Origin of the sequence: Pedobacter foliorum, assembly GCF_013266735.1 — a bacterium.
Lineage (GTDB): Bacteria > Bacteroidota > Bacteroidia > Sphingobacteriales > Sphingobacteriaceae > Pedobacter > Pedobacter foliorum.
On record NZ_JABSNU010000005.1, the window covers coordinates 164,642 to 182,378 of the forward strand.

Below are 17,737 nucleotides of genomic sequence, written 5' to 3' on the forward strand. Positions count from 1 at the left end.
GCTTCAAAAAACTGTTAAATAAAGATTAACTTAATTTAGGTGGTTGCCAGATGGAATATGGCATTTGCCGTAATTTAACAGGGATGTAAATATAATTGTGCTGAATAGGTTTTAAATGGAGTGTAAATGTTAATACAGATAAGTTGTTAATGGTAAACCCAATACAAGTTCCGCAAACATAAAAAGGTGAACAGTTCTTACAGCAATCATCATCTGGGTCAGGGCATTTGTCATGTTTCTCCTCTGAATATGCTTTATGGACATGAGTCTCATTTTTTTCAAATGCACAGCATGGTGCTGCGGTTAGCGTCAGCACGATTACAGATAAAAGTAATGCGAGGAATTTCACAGTGCGAAGGTAGAAAAAAACTGTAAACTATGATTGCTGCCCTAGCTATGAGCTTCAGTTCCGTATCGGTAATTCTGAATTCTTTAAGACTTAGAAGTGCAAATATTAGTTAAGTAAATTTATTGTCGATGACTTAAAGATAAGCAATAGAAGATTAAGCATGATTCAAAGTGGAAATCAATCGATTGTAACAATAATCTAGTAAATCGGTAGATTTTATTTGTTTTTGTGAAAAATGCCATTACATTTGTGGCAAATGAATCAATTACGATGACAAAATAAACACATGGAAAAACAACTACTCCACAAAAAAGAGGACACCACATCTATCTCCCAAAAGTTGAAATTCTCAACTTATTGTTGTTGCTGTTTCGAGCAATAGCATCATTGCTACTCCCTTAAAAAAAATAAAGACAGGATAGGATCCTGCCTTTATGCTGGCTATCAGTATGCAACGCCAATCACCTACTGAAATGCCAATAGTTTCAATCAACGATTTAATTAATTAAAACTTTTTAAAGTTATGCAAAATTTTAAAAAGGGGAGGCCTTTATTTAAGGTCCACTCCTTTGTTAAAAAGACATCATTGCTGTGCGCTGGCCTGATGATCTTTTTGTTCATTCCATTAATCTCCAAATCTCAAACCACGCCTATTATCAATTCCACACTGAATGGAAGAGTTGTGGATAAAAGCACCAAAGAAGGAATCCCGGGTGTTACTGTTTTGATCAAGGGCACTACCCATGTGGTGCAGACAGATAAGGACGGTAAATTTGATTTTGTAACAGGACAAAAATTCCCTTACACCCTGATCTTAAAAAGCATCGGATTTAAAACCAGAGAGGTTATTGCTGATGGCAGTCCACTGGAAGTTAGCCTGGAAGAAGATTTGAAGCAACTTGACGACGTTGTGGTTGTGGGTTACACCCAAACCAAAAGAAATGCACAGACCAGTGCAATTACAACAATAAGTTCCCAGGATTTATCAAAAGCGGCATATACCAGTGTTACCGAAAAACTGCAAGGACAAGTGCCAGGCTTGCTTATAGCAAGTAACTCAGGAGTACCTGGAACTTCTGTCTTGGTACGTTTAAGAGGAGCAACTTCAATTAATGCCGGCAATAATCCACTTTATGTGGTAGATGGTGTATTCATCAATAACGATAATTTGCAAAGCATTTCTATGGGCGGTCAGACCCCCAATTCATTAGCTGACCTGAATCCGGATGATATTGAGACAGTTTCTGTATTAAAAGATGCAAGTGCAACAGCAGTTTATGGTGCGCGGGGTGCAAACGGAGTTATCCTGATCACCACTAAACGTGGCGCTAAAAATTCGCGGACCAAGGTAAGCTTCTCAGCTGATTACGGATTGGCCAAAGCAACCAATTTATGGGAACTGGTGACGGGGCAAGAACATGCTGAATTGGTGAATCTGGTGCACCTTAACGATGGAAAATCATTTGCAACCAGGCCTTTTAGGCCGAAGACGGAAGTAGTGCCTGGATTTCCCGCATATGGAAACCCGGAGGACCAGAAAACTTATGACCGTGTAAGTGATGTATTCCGAACAGCCCAATCACAGCGTTATAATGTTTCTATTTCCGGAGGTGATGCCAAAACTAATTTCTATATAGGAGGAGAATATCAGGATCAGGAATCTACATTGAAACTACAGGATTTTTCACGATACTCTTTCCGTGTTAATCTGGATCATAACATCAGCTCCAAATTTAAGATAGGGACCAGTAACAGTCTTTCTAGTGTGCCAAGGAGATTGGTTAGGGTAGGCGATGGCCCCGCAGGATTGTTTCAGGCGGCCCTGCATACCCCTACATTTTATCCGATTTATAATGACGATGGAAGTTTTTCGAGGCCAACAGTGTTTGATAATCACATTGCTATTCTTGAAAACTCTGACTCACATTCTAACAGTCTCAGAAGTATTAATAATCTATATGCAACTTATAATATTATCCCGGGGTTATCCTTTAAATCTTCTGTAAGTAATGATTATAACAATTATCATGAAAAAGCCTATTTCAATACCAATTTGGTATATGGGCAACCAGCTGGAGAGGCGGATGATGCCATCACAACCAAGCAGACACTGACTGCTGAGCAGTTACTGAACTTCAATTCTTTTAAGGGGAAAAATAACTTTTCAGTATTTTTGGGTAATACCCTTCAGTACACTAAATCGGAACGCGAATCGCTGGTTGGAAAAGGTTTCTCTACCAATCAGTTTAAAAGGATAGCTTCAGCAGCTGTACAAACTGCAAGTTCTTCGGGGTCTGACTACGGTTTAGTATCCTTTTTCTCTGGAGCGAATTATTCTTATGACAATCGTTACGTAATCGATGCTAACTTCAGGGCAGATGCTTCTTCCAGGTTTGGAACTGATAACCGCTGGGGTTATTTTCCTTCTGTAGGTCTAGGATGGAACATTAGTAACGAGTCTTTCTTTCCTAAAACAGAAGCCATCAGTAATGTACGTTTGAAAACAAGCTATGGGCTGACCGGAAATCAGGATATAGATGATTTTGCTTCAAGAGGCCAATGGAGTGGTGGTAGCAGTTATTTGGAGCTGCCAGGACTAACACCCAGCCAACTGGGTAATCCTGACTTGAAATGGGAGTCTACCAGTCAGTTTAATATTGGGTTATCTGCTTCGCTGATTCGAGATAGGTTGAGGTTTGAGTTCGATTATTATCGTAAGTATACTACTGATCTCTTGCTGCAGGTTCCGGTTGCTGCAAAAACCGGTTATTCTACCGTTTACCAGAATATCGGAGAGATCAGTAACAAAGGCTTAGAGCTTCTGTTAACCTCAGATAATATCAAAAATGATAACTTCAAATGGACAACTACTTTTACAATTTCCCATAACAAGAACCGTATCGAGAAACTTCCAACTCCAATTACCGGTAGTTATGGAATGTACAGACTTGAGCAGGGGGCTGCTTTATATTCTGTTTGGGTATACAATTATCTGGGCGTAGATCCTCATACAGGTAATGCTATTTTTGAAGATTATAAACCAGATGGAAAGATCACTGCAGATGACCGTAAGATTGTTGGTAATGTATGGCCCAATTTTGAAGGTGCATTCAGAAATAACTTTACGTACAAAAATGTGGATCTGGGGATCAACCTTACTTACAAGTCGGGCAATAAGTTATTCAATTACACGGCAATGTTCCTCGAAGCAGGTGGCACAAGAGGAGTAACCCGGTCTATTCAAAAAAGTCAGCTGAATTACTGGAAGAAAGATGGTGATGTTAACGTGCTGCCGAGGCTAAGCTCGCTAACCAACCCTGATGGAAGCAAGAACTATGAAGGTAATACCAGCCGCTTTTTGGAAGATGCCTCTTTTATTCGTGTGCGTGACATAACACTGGGTTATACTTTACCTAAACACCTGACTTCTAAATTCCAAGTTAGTGCTTTGCGTTTTTATGTGACGGCAAGTAACCTATTTACGATCACCAAATACAGTGGCCCCGATCCGGAAACGAATTCTGCTGGCGACAGTAGCAGCGGGTTGGTACAGGGACTTGATTTTAATGGTACACCACAATCCAAGGCTGTCAACTTTGGTGTCAATGTTACATTTTAATATTTAAAACAGATGAAAAATTATATCATACTAATGCTAATTGCTTTGGGCTTGAGTTCTTGCAGCAGAATATTGGATACCGAACCGCAAACCACCATTTCTGATGAAGCCGTGATCGTAGATCAAAAATCTGCTCAGGCGGCATTGATTGGTGTTTATGATGGACTTCAAGGCTATGCAACCAATATTGTATCATTAGATCTTGCAGGAGACAATGTAGTTAACTTTAATGCTCAAAACAATGTAGTAGCAAATAAGACCGCCTCGGGTTCTGGTGGTGGATTTTCTGGTATCTATAGCGTAATTAATCGCGCAAATTTTGTATTGAACAAAGTGCCTTCGCTGAGTGACGCTTTGGTTTCGTCGGCCAATAAGAACCAGATTCTTGGAGAAGCCTATTTTCTGAGGGGATTGGCCTATTTTGACCTGGTGAAGATTTATGGAGGAGTGCAGATCGTTTTGGAGCCTGCTACTAAGGCGGATGCACACAAAGGTGTGAAAAGAAGTACCAAAGAACAGACGTATGCGCAGGCGTTAGCAGACCTAAATAAAGCAGAGGAGTTGTTACCGACTACAATTAACCGTAACAGAGCCAATAAATACACAGTATTTGCCTTAAAGGCCAGATTGTATCTATATACAGAAAAATGGGAGTTGGCAGAAGAATTTGCCACCAGAAGCATCGGCAATACCTCTTTTAAACTAGTGAAGCCTTATGCCTTGTTCTTTACCGGTAAAAATACTGAGGAGTCCATCTTCGAACTTGCATTCAGTACTTCAGATCCTAGTTCCTTTTACACCAACTGGAATTCTCCAGATAGAGGTGGGAGGCATGATTATATTCCTGAACGCGCGTTTGCAGGTCTGTTGCTCAACCCCAATTTAGGTGGTTCCAGAAAGAGCCTGTTGTTCCAAACACCTGCTGGCGTTTATGATCTGGATCAGTATAGCAAACAAAATGGTACCAGTTCAATTTTTCTGCTTCGCATAGCTGAACAATACCTGATTCGTGCCGAAGCCCGGGCCAAAAAGGCTGCACCTGATCTGGCTGGATCTGCTTCCGATCTCAATCAAATCAAAGGAAGAGCTGATGTTCCACTATTCAATTATATACCTTCAACAACCAAAGAAGAACTGCTGCTTGCCATTGAAAATGAAAGAAGATTTGAGCTAGGTTTTGAAGGGCATCGTTTCTTAGATATTGTTCGTACAGGCAGAGCTGCTACAGTTTTTGGTACAATCAATAAGGAATTGCTCAAACCAGATTTCTGGATATTCCCTATTCCACAAAGCGACATCTTAAGAGATCCCGATCTAACTGGCGCTCAAAACCCAGGCTATTAATAACCTTACTTAAACATAAAAGATATGAAAAAATTAATTCTTGCAGTAGCCCTTACTTTTAGTTCAGCACTGCTTATCGCTCAAACACCTGTAACCATCAATCAAAAATCTAGCACTAAACATGGCCCTGAAAAGGGCTCATTGATCATTGTTGGTGGCGGCGGCAGTACTCCGGAGATCTGGAGTAAATTCCTGGAACTGGCTGGAGGAAAAGCAAAAGCCAATATCGTAGTGATTACTGCTGCTACAGGCGACTCTGCTGCTTTTAACACAAGCAGTTTAAAAAAGATAAAAAAGGAACTGGGTATCGAAAACGTAACTGTACTGCATACCAATAGCCTAGCCGAGGCCAATAGTGAAAAATTCATTGCACCGTTAAAAAAGGCTACGGGAGTATGGTTTGATGGTGGCAGACAATGGCGTATTGCAGATTCTTATCTTAACACCTTAACTCATCAAGCTTTCTTTGATGTGTTGAATCGTGGTGGTGTCATTATTGGAAGCTCTGCAGGAGCCAGCATTCAAGGGTCATTCCTCTGGAGAGGAGATACGAAAGGACCCCAAATTTTAGTGGGTGATCATACCCAAGGGCTTGGTTTCTTAAAAAACTCAGCCATTGATCAGCATTTATTGAAGCGTAACAGACAATTTGATCTGGTTGATTTTATCAAAAAGTCACCTGAACTAATCGGGATTGGCCTGGATGAAGCAACCTCTGTGGTTGTACAACGTGATACGCTTGAAGTATTGGGGAAATCGTATGCAGTAATTTATGATTACCAAACCATCTCTGGTAAAGGGGAAAACCATGTAAAACAGGATAAGGAAGATTATACCGCTTCTTCCGGACCATTCATTTTCCTTAGCCAAGGTCAAAAGTACGATTTGCGTAACCGAAAGGTATTGGAAACACCTCGCAAAAAACAAGAGCCTGTAGCCGGAGTATCTAATAACAAATAAATTTTAATACACGAAGATTTATAGATTATGACCAGTATAAAAACTGAACAATCTGCTGACCATTGGAAGGGATATGAGAAGCTCATTTTCCGTTTCCTGTTCATCTATTTTCTCTTGCAAACCATTCCTCTGGATTGGAGGTATTACCGTGGGATCTTTTCCATTAACTGGCTTGATTTGAAGTACGGGGATATCTTTTTCATTAGCAGGTATTTTCCAAGTTTTTCTACTACGGGAAGCTTTACAGAATGGTTCATCATTGCTATAGTTGCTGCAATTGGAACTGTATTATGGACCATAAGAGAGAAGAAGGAAGCAAACTATGATGTATTACATTATTGGCTCAGAACTATATTGCGTTACAGACTTGCTATAGGAGTGATTGGCTATGGATTTCTGAAATTTTTTCCGCTGCAGGCACCATTTCCATCAATCAGTAATCTGAATACCAATTATGGTGATTTTACCGACTGGAAGCTTTTTTCTTTGAGTTTGGGGGTGGTACCAAACTATGAGTCTTTTCTTGGCGCGGTAGAGTTACTGGCAGGCTTTCTGTTATTTTTCAGAAGAACTGCATCTGTTGGAGCATTAATCATATTGGTGTTCACCGGGAATGTCTTTATGTCGAATTTAGCCTATGGAGGTGGGGAATATGTATACAGCCTTTACCTAATCTCTCTGGCGTTATTCATTTTTGCCTATGATGCCGGACGTATCTATCGGCTGATTGCCCTCGGGAAACCAACTCATCCTAATTTATTTCATCCATCTTTTTTGGGATGGCAGGCAAAGGCCAGGATAGTGGTTAAAGTATTGCTGGTTTTCTTTTTTGTCGCCGTTTACGGCTTTAAAACTTATGAGGGCTTTAAATATGATCCTTATCAGTTCCCAAAACAGGATGGACTTGCTGATGCAGCTGGGATTTATAATGTAAAAGAGTTTAAGATCAACAACGAGATACATCCGTATTCGGCAAGTGATTCTATCCGATGGAAAGATGTTGTATTTGAAAAATGGGCAACAATCAGTATTCGTTCTAAAAGGCCTGTTATCCTTGATTCTATCAACTACGAGCAGATTGTTTCTCGTGATGTTGATCGGAATTATGAACTTTCTGGATCAGGTGGAAGGCATTATTACAGCTACAAGGTTGATACGTTAAAGCATGTTCTATTTCTAGAGAATAAAAACAAAAATTATAGAAATGAAAAGCTGACCCTGAATTTCAGTAGACCGGACAGCGTTTCTATTGTCCTTTCAGGGGTTAATGAAAATAAGGATTCTATTTATGTTTTGCTTGAAAAATTGGATAAGAAATATCCGATAAAGCTTGGACGTCGTGGTCGTTTGAAACTTTAATGCTCTGAAAAATGATAAAAGTATATTTTAAAATAGTTTAATATGGCTAGTACAGAAAATAATCCCGGGGTGCCATCAGCCCAATGGTCTACTGTAAAGAAAATTGCATTCCGCATCGCTTTTGTATTTTTCATATTGGTATCCATTCCATTAAGTGGCAGTTGGTATAAAAATTTATTTGCTATTGATTGGTTAAATCCTCATTACCGAGATATATATGATATTGCCCGTTATGGTACAAATGTGCCACCCGTGCTTTTCAGTTCCGGGCGTCAGAACGTGGCCGATGGAGAAGTGCAGGAAAGCAATAATAAAGGGGGAAAAGTAAAGCGGAACAAAGCTGCCAGAGATCAGCAGCCTAATGTTGGAAACGAAGATGGACCTCAGAAAAAGAGAAGCTGGCTAAGTGATTTCAGTGCCTGGGGTAATGCTTTGGCCATTGCAGTTGTAGTAGGATTGATATGGACAATCTTGGATCGTAAAAGACCATCCTATAATGTGCTTTATTACTGGCTTACAGTTATTGTTCGTTTCAGGGCAGCAATTGGTATCATTGGTTTTGGTTTCACCAAATTATTCCCAACGCAGATGCCTTTTCCTTCTTTAGGCCTATTAAATACTGATTTTGGAGACTTTACTGCTCAAAAAATCTATTGGTTGTCTGTAGGGATTGTACCCTGGTATCAGGTATTTGGCGGAGTGGTAGAGATTGCGGCTGGTTTGTTGTTGTTCTTTAGGAAGACGGCCACATTTGGTGCTATCCTGTTGATAGGTGCACTTGGAGACATTACCTTTGTCAACTACGCATACGATGGTGGGGTACACGTTTACGCATTTTACTTCGTATTACTCGGTTCCTTTGTGATTGCTGCGGATGTGCCAAGACTGTATAACCTGTTGATATTGGAACGCTATACTGTTCCGGTTTCTTATTATCCGGATTATAGTCGGCCTGTTTATAAATACAGCAGGATCTTTTTAAAAGGATTGGCTATTCTTATCTTCTTCGGAATTCTCACTTATACTGAGGTCAATAATTTTAAATATGATCCTTATAAGCAGCCTTCAACAGCCGGAGTTAAAATCTTAAGGGGAAATTATCAGGTAACAGAATTCAGAATTAACGGAAAGGTTATTCCGTATTCTCCTGTAGATACTACAAGGTGGAAGGAAGCTACTTTCGAAAAATGGACCACACTTACCTTTAGGGTGAACAAACCTGTGGTGATCGATCCTTCCAATGGTGGTGGTAGTCCTATGCGGGATGTTCAGCGAACTTTCGAGATTGCAGGCACTGCAGGAGGACAGCGTGCTTTTCATTATTATGCGGATACTGTGCAAAGAATATTGTACCTGCAGGATAAAAATGTGATGGCTGCAAGAGGTCGAAAAGAGCGGGCAGGTACAGATGCTATTCAATTGCGTTCTAAAAACAAAAAGTCAGACAATTGGATCAGTGATGCCGCCTGGAAGAATATTGGAGATGAAAACAGGATGATTGCCAAGCAGGCATGGTCTACCAGAAGAGATCGCGAATTCGCCCGTCCTGAACGGAGGGCAAACCGACCGAAGATGATTCTGAAATACCACACTACTGACGGAAACAAAGTTACTCTCGAGGGGGTAAATGAAAATAATGACTCATTGTACGTAGTACTGGATAAAGTCAATAGAAAATATGTGTTGCCCGAAAGTACATTAAACGCAGGGAAGTATTAAATAAATAAGGGCGTCCAAAAAGCAAAGCCTTTTAGACGCCCTTATTGTCTTAAGATTTCCAGGGACCGGTAATCGCCAAGGTTAAACCAGGTGACTGGATATTTACAAATAAAGTTTTACCAGATGGAGAAAAGACTGGACCAGCAAATTCAGACTCGCGCAGGCCAATATTCTGTGCAATTACATAGGTTTTTCCTTGTGGAGTAATACCTATTATTCTTGCGTCTTCCTTATCTTCACATATGATCACATCTCCCCAGGGGGCAATAGTAAGGTTGTCACAATTTTGGAAAGTGTTGATGTCGTTAGGTTCAAGAAATAGCTCCAATGTACCGGGGTGATCTTTTTCCATAGGTTGTCCCTCGTATTCACTCGGGGTATATCTAAATATTTGTCCTTTACTGTTTCGACCACCGGATGTACAGGCAAAGAATAATTCATTATTGCCGTACCAAATTCCCTCAGCAGCAGAAAATCTTGCAGCTCCTTGTTGATAAGCACGTAGTCTTAGGTCATTTTCCGGAGCATCCACGTTGTCAAGATCAATCCATTCTGTTTTGAATGATTTTTTTTCAGGAAAACGGTCAGTCTTTAAGTCTTTGTAATTCCGGGTATCGGCACTTTTCCATTCGGAAATTACAAGAGCCTGCAGTTTACCTCCTTTGTGCAGTTCGCCAAACACATTTGGTAGGTATCTGTAAAATACCCCTGTACCGCTGTCTTCAGTTTGGTAGACAATTCCGGCAGTAGGATGTACTGCTACTGCTTCATGAACAAAGCGTCCCATTGGTTTAATCGGAATGGCGGGGGTAAGGACAATCTTATCGCTGGCGAAAACCTCGAAGTTGTATCCATGGTCTTTTTCTAAAAAACCATCCTCATCGCCTATCCCTAATTCTGTTTCCTCGCAAGTAATCCAGGAATTCCACGGTGTAATACCTCCCGCGCAGTTCCTGATTGTTCCGGTAAGACTAAGGTATTCCAATTCGATTTGTTGCTTTTTCTCATCATAAACCATAGTTGTGGTTCCGCCGACACATAATCTTTCTCCTTTTCCAGTATCATATATATGGTTTTGGTTTGCTTTATGAAGTAGTTTGTTGTCAGCTCCGAAAGCACCTGAACCATCTGATCCCGGGGTAAGCTCATGATTCCTGATGAGCATTACTTTATCGTTTTTCCATTTAAAAACGCCCATGCCATCATGATTTCCAGGAGAAAAGAATCCATCGTTCATGAGGTCTCCCTTTTTTGAAATCACCTTTGCTGAAAACCCTTTTGGCAGACTAAGTAAATCGCCACTTTTATGCACAAGGGGTCCAAAACCAAGGCCTCTTGTACTTATAGGATCAAGGAATGCAGCATTGGCTGCGAAGCGGTTTAGTCCCAAGAAACCAAGGCTAACTAAGCCTGTATGTTTGATGAAATCTCTTCTTGAATTTGTCATTATCTTCTTTTTTACTGTTAAAATTATTTCTTGTTCCACCAGATTCTCGTACTAGTTAAATCTGGACCTTGTCTTTCTATTGCTTTTTGAATGCCTGGATTAGCGGTGTACTCTGCACGCGGATAGAATAACCTTCTTGGCAATTCTGCACCTAGATTTCCACTTAGGCTAAGGTCAAGTTTGCTATAGGTATCCGGATAGCCACTTCTACGCATGTTTGCCCAGCTTTCGTACCAGTTGTAATGTGTTTCAATCCAGTATTGTGTATTGATCATTTCTAATCCTCTAGCAGGGTTGAAGGGATTGTTTTTTAAATATTCATTTTGCTGCTCGGTTGTGATTACCCCATTATTTCCATAAATGGCGAGCTGACTCATCGCTGCCCTAACACCTTCCTCATAATTGCTTTTTACAGCTACTGGGTTTCCAGTTACAATTCCCCGAAGTATGCATTCGGCAAGTTGGAACTTTACCTGTGCATAGCTCAGGTGTACATAAGGGGCATCATACCTCCCGAAAGTTTTGATATTGGAAACTGAAAAGTTGTTTCTTGATTCGGCAATGCTGCTAAATTGTGGATAGCCCTGCTGATTGGCAAAAGTATGGTCTCCATCATGGTAGGAACTAAAAGGGGCGGTAAGCCTCATACAATAAACCAGAGTACGTGGATCATTGTGATTTTTTAATGAATCAACAAATGGTGCCGCGAGCCTGTAGGTGGCAATATAGCTAGAACTAATAAAGATGTGAGGAACGCCATTAGAAGTAGTCCCTGTTCCTGCGCGCTGGGAAGTATAACTAACAACAAAGCTATCTTCGTTCGAATTCATTATGCCTCCGGCTATTGCAGTTTCTATCCATTTCTTTCCATTTATCGGATCAACTTCCATAATGCGTAAACCTAGTCTGAGCATCAAGCTGTAGGCGAACCTTTTCCACTTTTCGAGATTTCCTTTATAGACGATGTCCGATGCAGTGGGAATATCTTTTTTGCTATCAAAAGCGGTTGCCGCCTCATTAAGTTCTTTAAACATATCCTGGTAAATGGCTTGCTGGGTATCATATTCAGGGGTCATAATCTGATCGGTATATCCTTTCCCTGCCTGGAAATAGGGAATATCACCATAAGAATCAGTAAGGTGATGAAACAAATACGCCTTCAGAATTCTGCCCATACTCAGATAATTCACTTTTGCCGGATCTGATTTTGCATGATCAATTAAATCAAGCACTGTTTTTAAAGGGTTTTTATAGATCCATACAAAATGCTCCGACATTTCTGCGTCTTTATATGCTGTAATTGAAGGAAAATCTTTATTAGTGTTGAGTTGACTAGAATAAGCCCCTGCATAATAAGCATGAGTATAATAGTTTTTGTCAAGCATAGTAAGCTGAACGTAAGGTAATTCATAATCCAGGTTAGGAGTGGATACAAAATCAACACTTTTATTGATGTCTTCAAAGCCTTTGTCGCATGCCGAAAATAGGAATGCGATAAATGTAAAAATGGTTAAACTGCAATTTCTAATATTTTTTGTCATGATAATTTTCATTTTATACCTGATTGATAATGACTATAATCCAAACTTTAAGGTAAGCCCCAGATTTCTGGTTGCCGGGTAAACCATTCTTTCTATTCCCTGTTGGTTGTTGCTGGCTACATTACTCTCGGGATCAACATTATCTAAATTTTTGTCTTTGTAGATGGTAAAAAGATTTCTGGCTACCAATGAAACCGAAGCACTGTTGATTCCGATCTTGCTAAAGGTTTTATCAGGGAATTTATACCTTAATGCCACCTCTCTAAGTTTTAAAAAGCTCGCATCGTAAATGAATTGTTCAGATATGGAACCAACCTGATTGTAGTAGGAATTAATGTTAGCCGCCGGTACTCTGACTGTATTTTGTTGCCCTTGTTGGTTTACACCTTCAGCCAGTATTCCGTCTTCACGGCCAATCAGCGTGGCTTTGTGTTTGCCATTTTTATAAGCTGTGGCATTAGTTTCAGAATAAATCACAGCACCGAATTTGCCGTCTACAAGTGTATATAGGGAAATGTTTTTATAAGTGAAAGTGTTGCTGAAACCTAGCAGCTTGTCGTAAGTGCCGTAACCCAGAAATCCTGCCTTTGGGCTTGCAAGTGGGAAGCCACGACTATCTAGTACTTTGCGTCCCTGATCGTCACGCATGTAAGTGAAGCCATAAATGGCAGCATAACGCCTTCCTTCTTCCAGCTGGATGGAAGCATTGCCACTTTTGGAGGTTGCCAATTGAATAGGTGCACCCTGTACACCATTTCCCAGGGCAATTACTTTATTGTCATTTTTAGAAAAGGTAGCAGTCATGTCCCAGGTAAAGTCCCCTGATTTCACTGGCATTCCTCTCAGTAATATTTCTATTCCGCTGTTTTGCATTTTTCCAACGTTGAGTACAGCTGTAGAATAGGTGGTTGCGCTAGATACTGCAGTTTGAACAATATCATCTTTGATCTGGCGCTTATAATAGGCAATGTCAAATCCAATTCGTCCAGATAGAAAATCCATCTCCATGCCGATTTCATAATCCTTTGATAAAAGTGGTTTTAAGAATCTGTTCGGAATGTTACTGGTAGCTACAGTTTGAAGCGGAACGGTACTGTTGTATTGTAATGCATCAAGTGCATAACTCAGATCTAACTGATAGGGGTCGGTATCACCACTAACCTGAGCAGTAGAAAGTCTCAGTTTGCCATAAGAAATTGCATCTGGAAATTTTATCGCGTCTGTAAAGACAAATGATAAAGCTGCTGATGGATAGAACAGGTTATTATTGCTCATAGGTAGGGTCGAAAACCAATCGTTCCTTCCGGTTAGTGTCAGGTATAAATATTGTTTATAGGCAAATTCCACATTACCAAAAAGAGAGTTGGTTCGTTGTCTGCTTTCAGAAGTCGAAGGGAGTTTGGTTGTCAGGTTATTAAAGGTGTAAACTCCAGGAACGGTAAAGGTATTTCCGGATGTAATTACTTGTGAACCTGTTCTCCAGTTGATATTACCTCCAATAAACCCATTAACGGTAAAATGACCTTTCAGTTTTGGATCTACACCGATAAGAAGTTCATAATTATTCTCCGCATTGTCGATTGCGCGCTGGTTAAGTATACCTCCAATATTGCTGGGTGAATTGTAAGGGAAGCTTGAAGAAGCATTTCCATCCGGGATATACTGGAATCTTTTCGCCAATGAATTGTCACGGGTAAATCTGCCCCTTGTGTATAGCCAGTTCGTAAACTGGTATTTAAGACTTATTGATCCGGTGAGTCTTCCTCTGGTATCAAATTCCTTTTCTTTATTAACAATGTAATAAGGGTTAGATACTCCCTGGGTATAAAGAAGCTCTCGTCCATTAGCATCATATCCCGGTTTTAACGATTCAATATCTAGGCTATTTGGTAAATATAGCAGGGAATAGAACTGATTGTCATGATTACCACCGATGTACGGTCTGTTATTTGCCTTTTCATAGATGTAGTTCAATACAATATCAACATCTAATTTTCCGAATTTTGAATGTGCTTTGGTATTGATGCTACTGCGGGCAAAATTTGCATTAGGAACAATATCTGTATTCCTGAGGTCGGAAAGCGATACCCTATAATCCTGATTTTCGCTGCTCCCAGATAAGGCTATTGTATTATTGATGGTGCTTCCGGTAGTAAAGAAACGCTCATAATTATCCTTTACAGCGCTGAACGGCCTGATTACACCATCAAATTGTACTGTTGGAGTTCCATCCAGTTTATGACCCCAGTTATCCGACCCTTTCGCATTGTCGGCACTTGTCGGGAGATCGGTTGCATTAGGTTGGTTGATGGCACTTTGGCCATATACGTTTTGAAAATTGGCATGATTTATCAATCGGTCAACCAGCAAAGATGAACTGAAATCTATGTTCATTTTCCCTTTAGCTGATTTTCCACTTTTTGTGGTGATCAGAATCACTCCATTAGATGCCCTTGAGCCATAAAGTGCAGCTGCCGCATTTCCTTTAAGTACACTAATACTTTGGATATCGTCAGGATTAATGCCAGTTAATCCATCTCCATAGTCAATTCCACCCTCAGGTGTATTTGAAGCTAATCCACCAAGGCTGGTTGTATTAATCGGGATACCATCAACTATCCAGAGTGGTTGGTTATTTCCGGTTAAAGAAGATGCACCACGTATAACCACTCTCTTACTTCCGGCAACACCATTAGCTGTATTTCCTATATCTACGCCTGCTACTTTACCAGAAAGTGCATTAATAAGGTTTGGTGTTTGTACCGTGTTTACCTTGGATCCATCTAATCTGGCAATCGAATAGCCTAAGCTTCTCTCGCTTTTTTCGATATTAAGTGCGGTAACCACAACCTCATTTAAGGCTTGAATATCAGGTTGCATACTGATATTTATTATGGTTCCTGAGGTTGGCTTAATTTCCTGACGGAGGTACCCTATAAAATGGAAAACCAGAGTTAGATTAAGGTCTGGAACCTGCAAAGAGTAATTGCCTTGCGAATTGGAGCTGGCTTGAAGCTGTTTTCCCTTTACGGATACAGAAACTCCTGGGAGGGGTTCTCCTTTTTCATCAGTGACTTTACCGGTTATAGTAACCAGTTTCACTTTTTTGTTAAGCAGAATGTTTCCTGCTTGCTGCTGGTAGCTAATGCTATATTCTTTAAGCAGGAATTCAAGTATAACTGCCATCCGTTCGTTTTTAAAGAGGATATCTTTAACTGTTTTGTTCTTTAGCCCTAGATATTCCTGATCATAGGCGAAGATGGCACTGCTCTTTGATTCCAGTTTTTTGATGGCGGATAATAGTGTTTCTTGTTTAAATTCTACGTTGATACGCTCCTCCATTGCCTGTGCATCGGCAGTGTTGGCCTGAACGGAAAATAAACCCGTTGTGATGAGTATAAATGATAAAACTGTAGTTCGCATAGTTTGCATTGAAAACAGTAGTGAAATTTTCATATTTTTGATTGCTTGGTAAATTAAAGATGAGCTGAGTAACAATTAAGCCTTATGACTTGAATGAACCGGGTTGTTAGAGCAATCCGGTTTTTTAGTAAATTATAATGTCGTTGCCCTCCTTTCTGTAATGCGTATTGTGAATCATACTAATAGCTTTTAAAATGCTTTCTATAGGTTGACTATGGCTCAGTTTAAGTGTAAAACGGTATTCTTTAACCTTGTTTGAGTTGGCACTTAAATGAAGTCCGTAGGTGTTATGAACAATAAGAGCTAGCTCAGAAAAGGAAACCTGGTCCATATATACATTTCCATTGTTCCATGCCATTCGTTTGGTATTTATGGAATCAATATTGCTTAGCCCATTTAGAGTATTGTAGGATAATTGTTGTCCGGGTCTGAGTAACCCTAAAATCTTGTTTTTATCACTAACCTGTACCAATCCGGTTGCTACCTGAACTTTTTGATCCTTAATAGTAGGGTAGGATCTGACATTGAAACTGGTTCCGAGAACCCGGATATTTATTTTTCCGGTATGGACAATAAATGGACGGTTAGGGTTTTTAGCTACATTAAAGAAAACTTCTCCTTCATCAAGATAAACTTCTCGTGATATGCCTGTGAATTTAGTTGGGACTCTGATCTTAGTTGCTGCATTGAGCCAGATTACGGAATTGTCTGAAAGTGTAACTTTCTTGATTCGACCTATTTCAGTACTGATTCTTGAATAAGAGGGTAACCTTTCGTTTTTTTGTGATTGAACAAAATAAAGTAATCCTAGGGTACAGCAGATGAGGATACTGGCCGCAATGCCATACTGTCTGATTCTTTTGAAATTTATTCTTTTTACCGGTCGGATTTGGGTTCTTAAACGTGCCTTAACCAGTTTTTTGGAATTCTCATTCTCATTTTTATCAATGCCGATCAGGTGTTCATTAGATTCATAAGATTTATACCAGGCATTAACAACCGCATTCTCGGTTTCGTTGGCTTCACCGTTCAGATATCGATCTAATAGTTTATTGAATTTGTTGTAGTCCATTATAGGGGTTCTTACAATGGAGTCGCAAAAAAGCCTAAATGGTACTTAAAATTAAGATCAAGTTTATGTTAATTAATGAGTGCGTAAATAGCAGCAATGATTCCAAGGTATTCCTCAGGATATTTACGGGAGATCACAATTTTTAGTCTTCTCAGCACTTCTGTTATGTAATTTTTAACGGTTTGGTCTGCGAGACCCAACTTATCTGCAATTTCCTTTACTGAAAGATTATCGCTTCTCAGCAGGTAAACCTGTTTTAGCATTTGCGGCATAGCATTTACTGCTTCTTCCAATGTTTTTTCCAGTAAATAGTAGTTAGAAAGATCATCTACTGTTGTTTCCAGGATATTTATGCGCTGCATAGCTTCTTCAAGCTGATGCTGTTTGGCTTTTTGTGAACGCAGGTGGCTGATCACTGCAAACTTAAGTGCCCCTGTTAGGTAACCCTCAAATGAAGTCTTTATAACAATGCTGTTTCTACGGTTCCATATGCTGATGAAGACCTCCTGCAAAATATCCTGTGCGTCATCGGTATCTTGGACTCTCGACAGGGCAATTCTGTAGAGCTTATCCCAATGTCTGTCAAACAGCACTTCGAAGGCGAGCACATGATCTTGATTGACGTAGGCTAATAACTGGCTGTCTGATAAATTCTTCATGCGAATAATGTTTCAAATTTAAAGGACTCATGTTAAGCCAAAATCAACTTAAAATTACCTTCATTTCCTATTCACGTAAAGCCAGAACCAATAAATTGATGGTTAAACAATATTTCTGCTTCTGTCTGCTTAAAGGAGAGGGCTTTTCCTTTGGTTACAAAACGAATGTCGGAAGAACCGAATGGTTTACTCTTACCTTCGTTAAAGTCTTGAGTACTTAGTGGAGCAGCTGATTCCATTGCAGG

At 40.0% G+C, this 17,737-nt stretch carries 12 protein-coding genes; 5 read left to right on the forward strand and 7 right to left on the reverse strand.

The window, feature by feature from the left end:
- Positions 1-25: 25 nt before the first annotated feature.
- Positions 26-349: a DUF6660 family protein gene (locus tag HQN83_RS25515; protein ID WP_394353506.1), complete on the reverse strand. Its 324-nt coding sequence runs from the start codon at positions 347-349 to the stop codon at positions 26-28.
- Between the two features lie 523 nt (positions 350-872).
- Between HQN83_RS25515 and HQN83_RS12410 the strand changes: the two genes are divergently transcribed.
- The 5 genes from HQN83_RS12410 to HQN83_RS12430 are packed head-to-tail and all read left to right on the forward strand — an operon-like array spanning position 873 to position 9,350.
- The gene (locus HQN83_RS12410) at positions 873-3,968 is read left to right on the forward strand and encodes a SusC/RagA family TonB-linked outer membrane protein (protein WP_173090668.1); all 3,096 of its coding nucleotides are present in this window, start codon (positions 873-875) and stop codon (positions 3,966-3,968) included.
- Positions 3,969-3,980: 12 nt separating this feature from the next.
- Complete coding sequence (locus tag HQN83_RS12415) at positions 3,981-5,312, forward strand: RagB/SusD family nutrient uptake outer membrane protein (RefSeq protein WP_173090669.1); 1,332 nt, start codon at positions 3,981-3,983, stop codon at positions 5,310-5,312.
- A 24-nt stretch (positions 5,313-5,336) separates the two neighbouring features.
- Positions 5,337-6,272, forward strand: a complete 936-nt coding sequence (locus tag HQN83_RS12420; RefSeq protein ID WP_173090670.1) for a cyanophycinase — start codon at positions 5,337-5,339, stop codon at positions 6,270-6,272.
- A 27-nt stretch (positions 6,273-6,299) separates the two neighbouring features.
- Complete coding sequence (locus HQN83_RS12425) at positions 6,300-7,631, forward strand: DoxX family protein (protein WP_173090671.1); 1,332 nt, start codon at positions 6,300-6,302, stop codon at positions 7,629-7,631.
- A gap of 42 nt (positions 7,632-7,673) precedes the next feature.
- Entirely contained in the window at positions 7,674-9,350 is a 1,677-nt protein-coding gene (locus HQN83_RS12430; RefSeq protein WP_173090672.1) for a hypothetical protein, read from the forward strand.
- Between the two features lie 49 nt (positions 9,351-9,399).
- Here the strand turns inward: HQN83_RS12430 and HQN83_RS12435 are convergent, their stop codons facing one another.
- The 6 genes from HQN83_RS12435 to HQN83_RS12460 all read right to left on the reverse strand — a co-directional run bounded on the left by HQN83_RS12435 (position 9,400) and on the right by HQN83_RS12460 (position 17,731).
- Positions 9,400-10,797 carry an alkaline phosphatase PhoX gene (locus HQN83_RS12435; protein WP_173090673.1) on the reverse strand — a complete coding sequence of 466 codons (1,398 nt, stop codon included), beginning with the start codon at positions 10,795-10,797 and terminating at the stop codon, positions 9,400-9,402.
- A 23-nt stretch (positions 10,798-10,820) separates the two neighbouring features.
- Entirely contained in the window at positions 10,821-12,338 is a 1,518-nt protein-coding gene (locus tag HQN83_RS12440; RefSeq protein WP_173090674.1) for a SusD/RagB family nutrient-binding outer membrane lipoprotein, read from the reverse strand.
- 33 nt (positions 12,339-12,371) lie between these two features.
- Positions 12,372-15,794: a SusC/RagA family TonB-linked outer membrane protein gene (locus tag HQN83_RS12445; RefSeq protein ID WP_173090675.1), complete on the reverse strand. Its 3,423-nt coding sequence runs from the start codon at positions 15,792-15,794 to the stop codon at positions 12,372-12,374.
- 91 nt (positions 15,795-15,885) lie between these two features.
- Positions 15,886-16,833 carry a FecR family protein gene (locus HQN83_RS12450; protein ID WP_173090676.1) on the reverse strand — a complete coding sequence of 316 codons (948 nt, stop codon included), beginning with the start codon at positions 16,831-16,833 and terminating at the stop codon, positions 15,886-15,888.
- A gap of 68 nt (positions 16,834-16,901) precedes the next feature.
- On the reverse strand, positions 16,902-17,492 hold the full coding sequence (locus HQN83_RS12455) for an RNA polymerase sigma factor (protein ID WP_173090677.1): 591 nt from the start codon (positions 17,490-17,492) through the stop codon (positions 16,902-16,904).
- 71 nt (positions 17,493-17,563) lie between these two features.
- Complete coding sequence (locus tag HQN83_RS12460) at positions 17,564-17,731, reverse strand: hypothetical protein (protein ID WP_173090678.1); 168 nt, start codon at positions 17,729-17,731, stop codon at positions 17,564-17,566.
- Between the last annotated feature and the right edge of the window lie 6 nt (positions 17,732-17,737).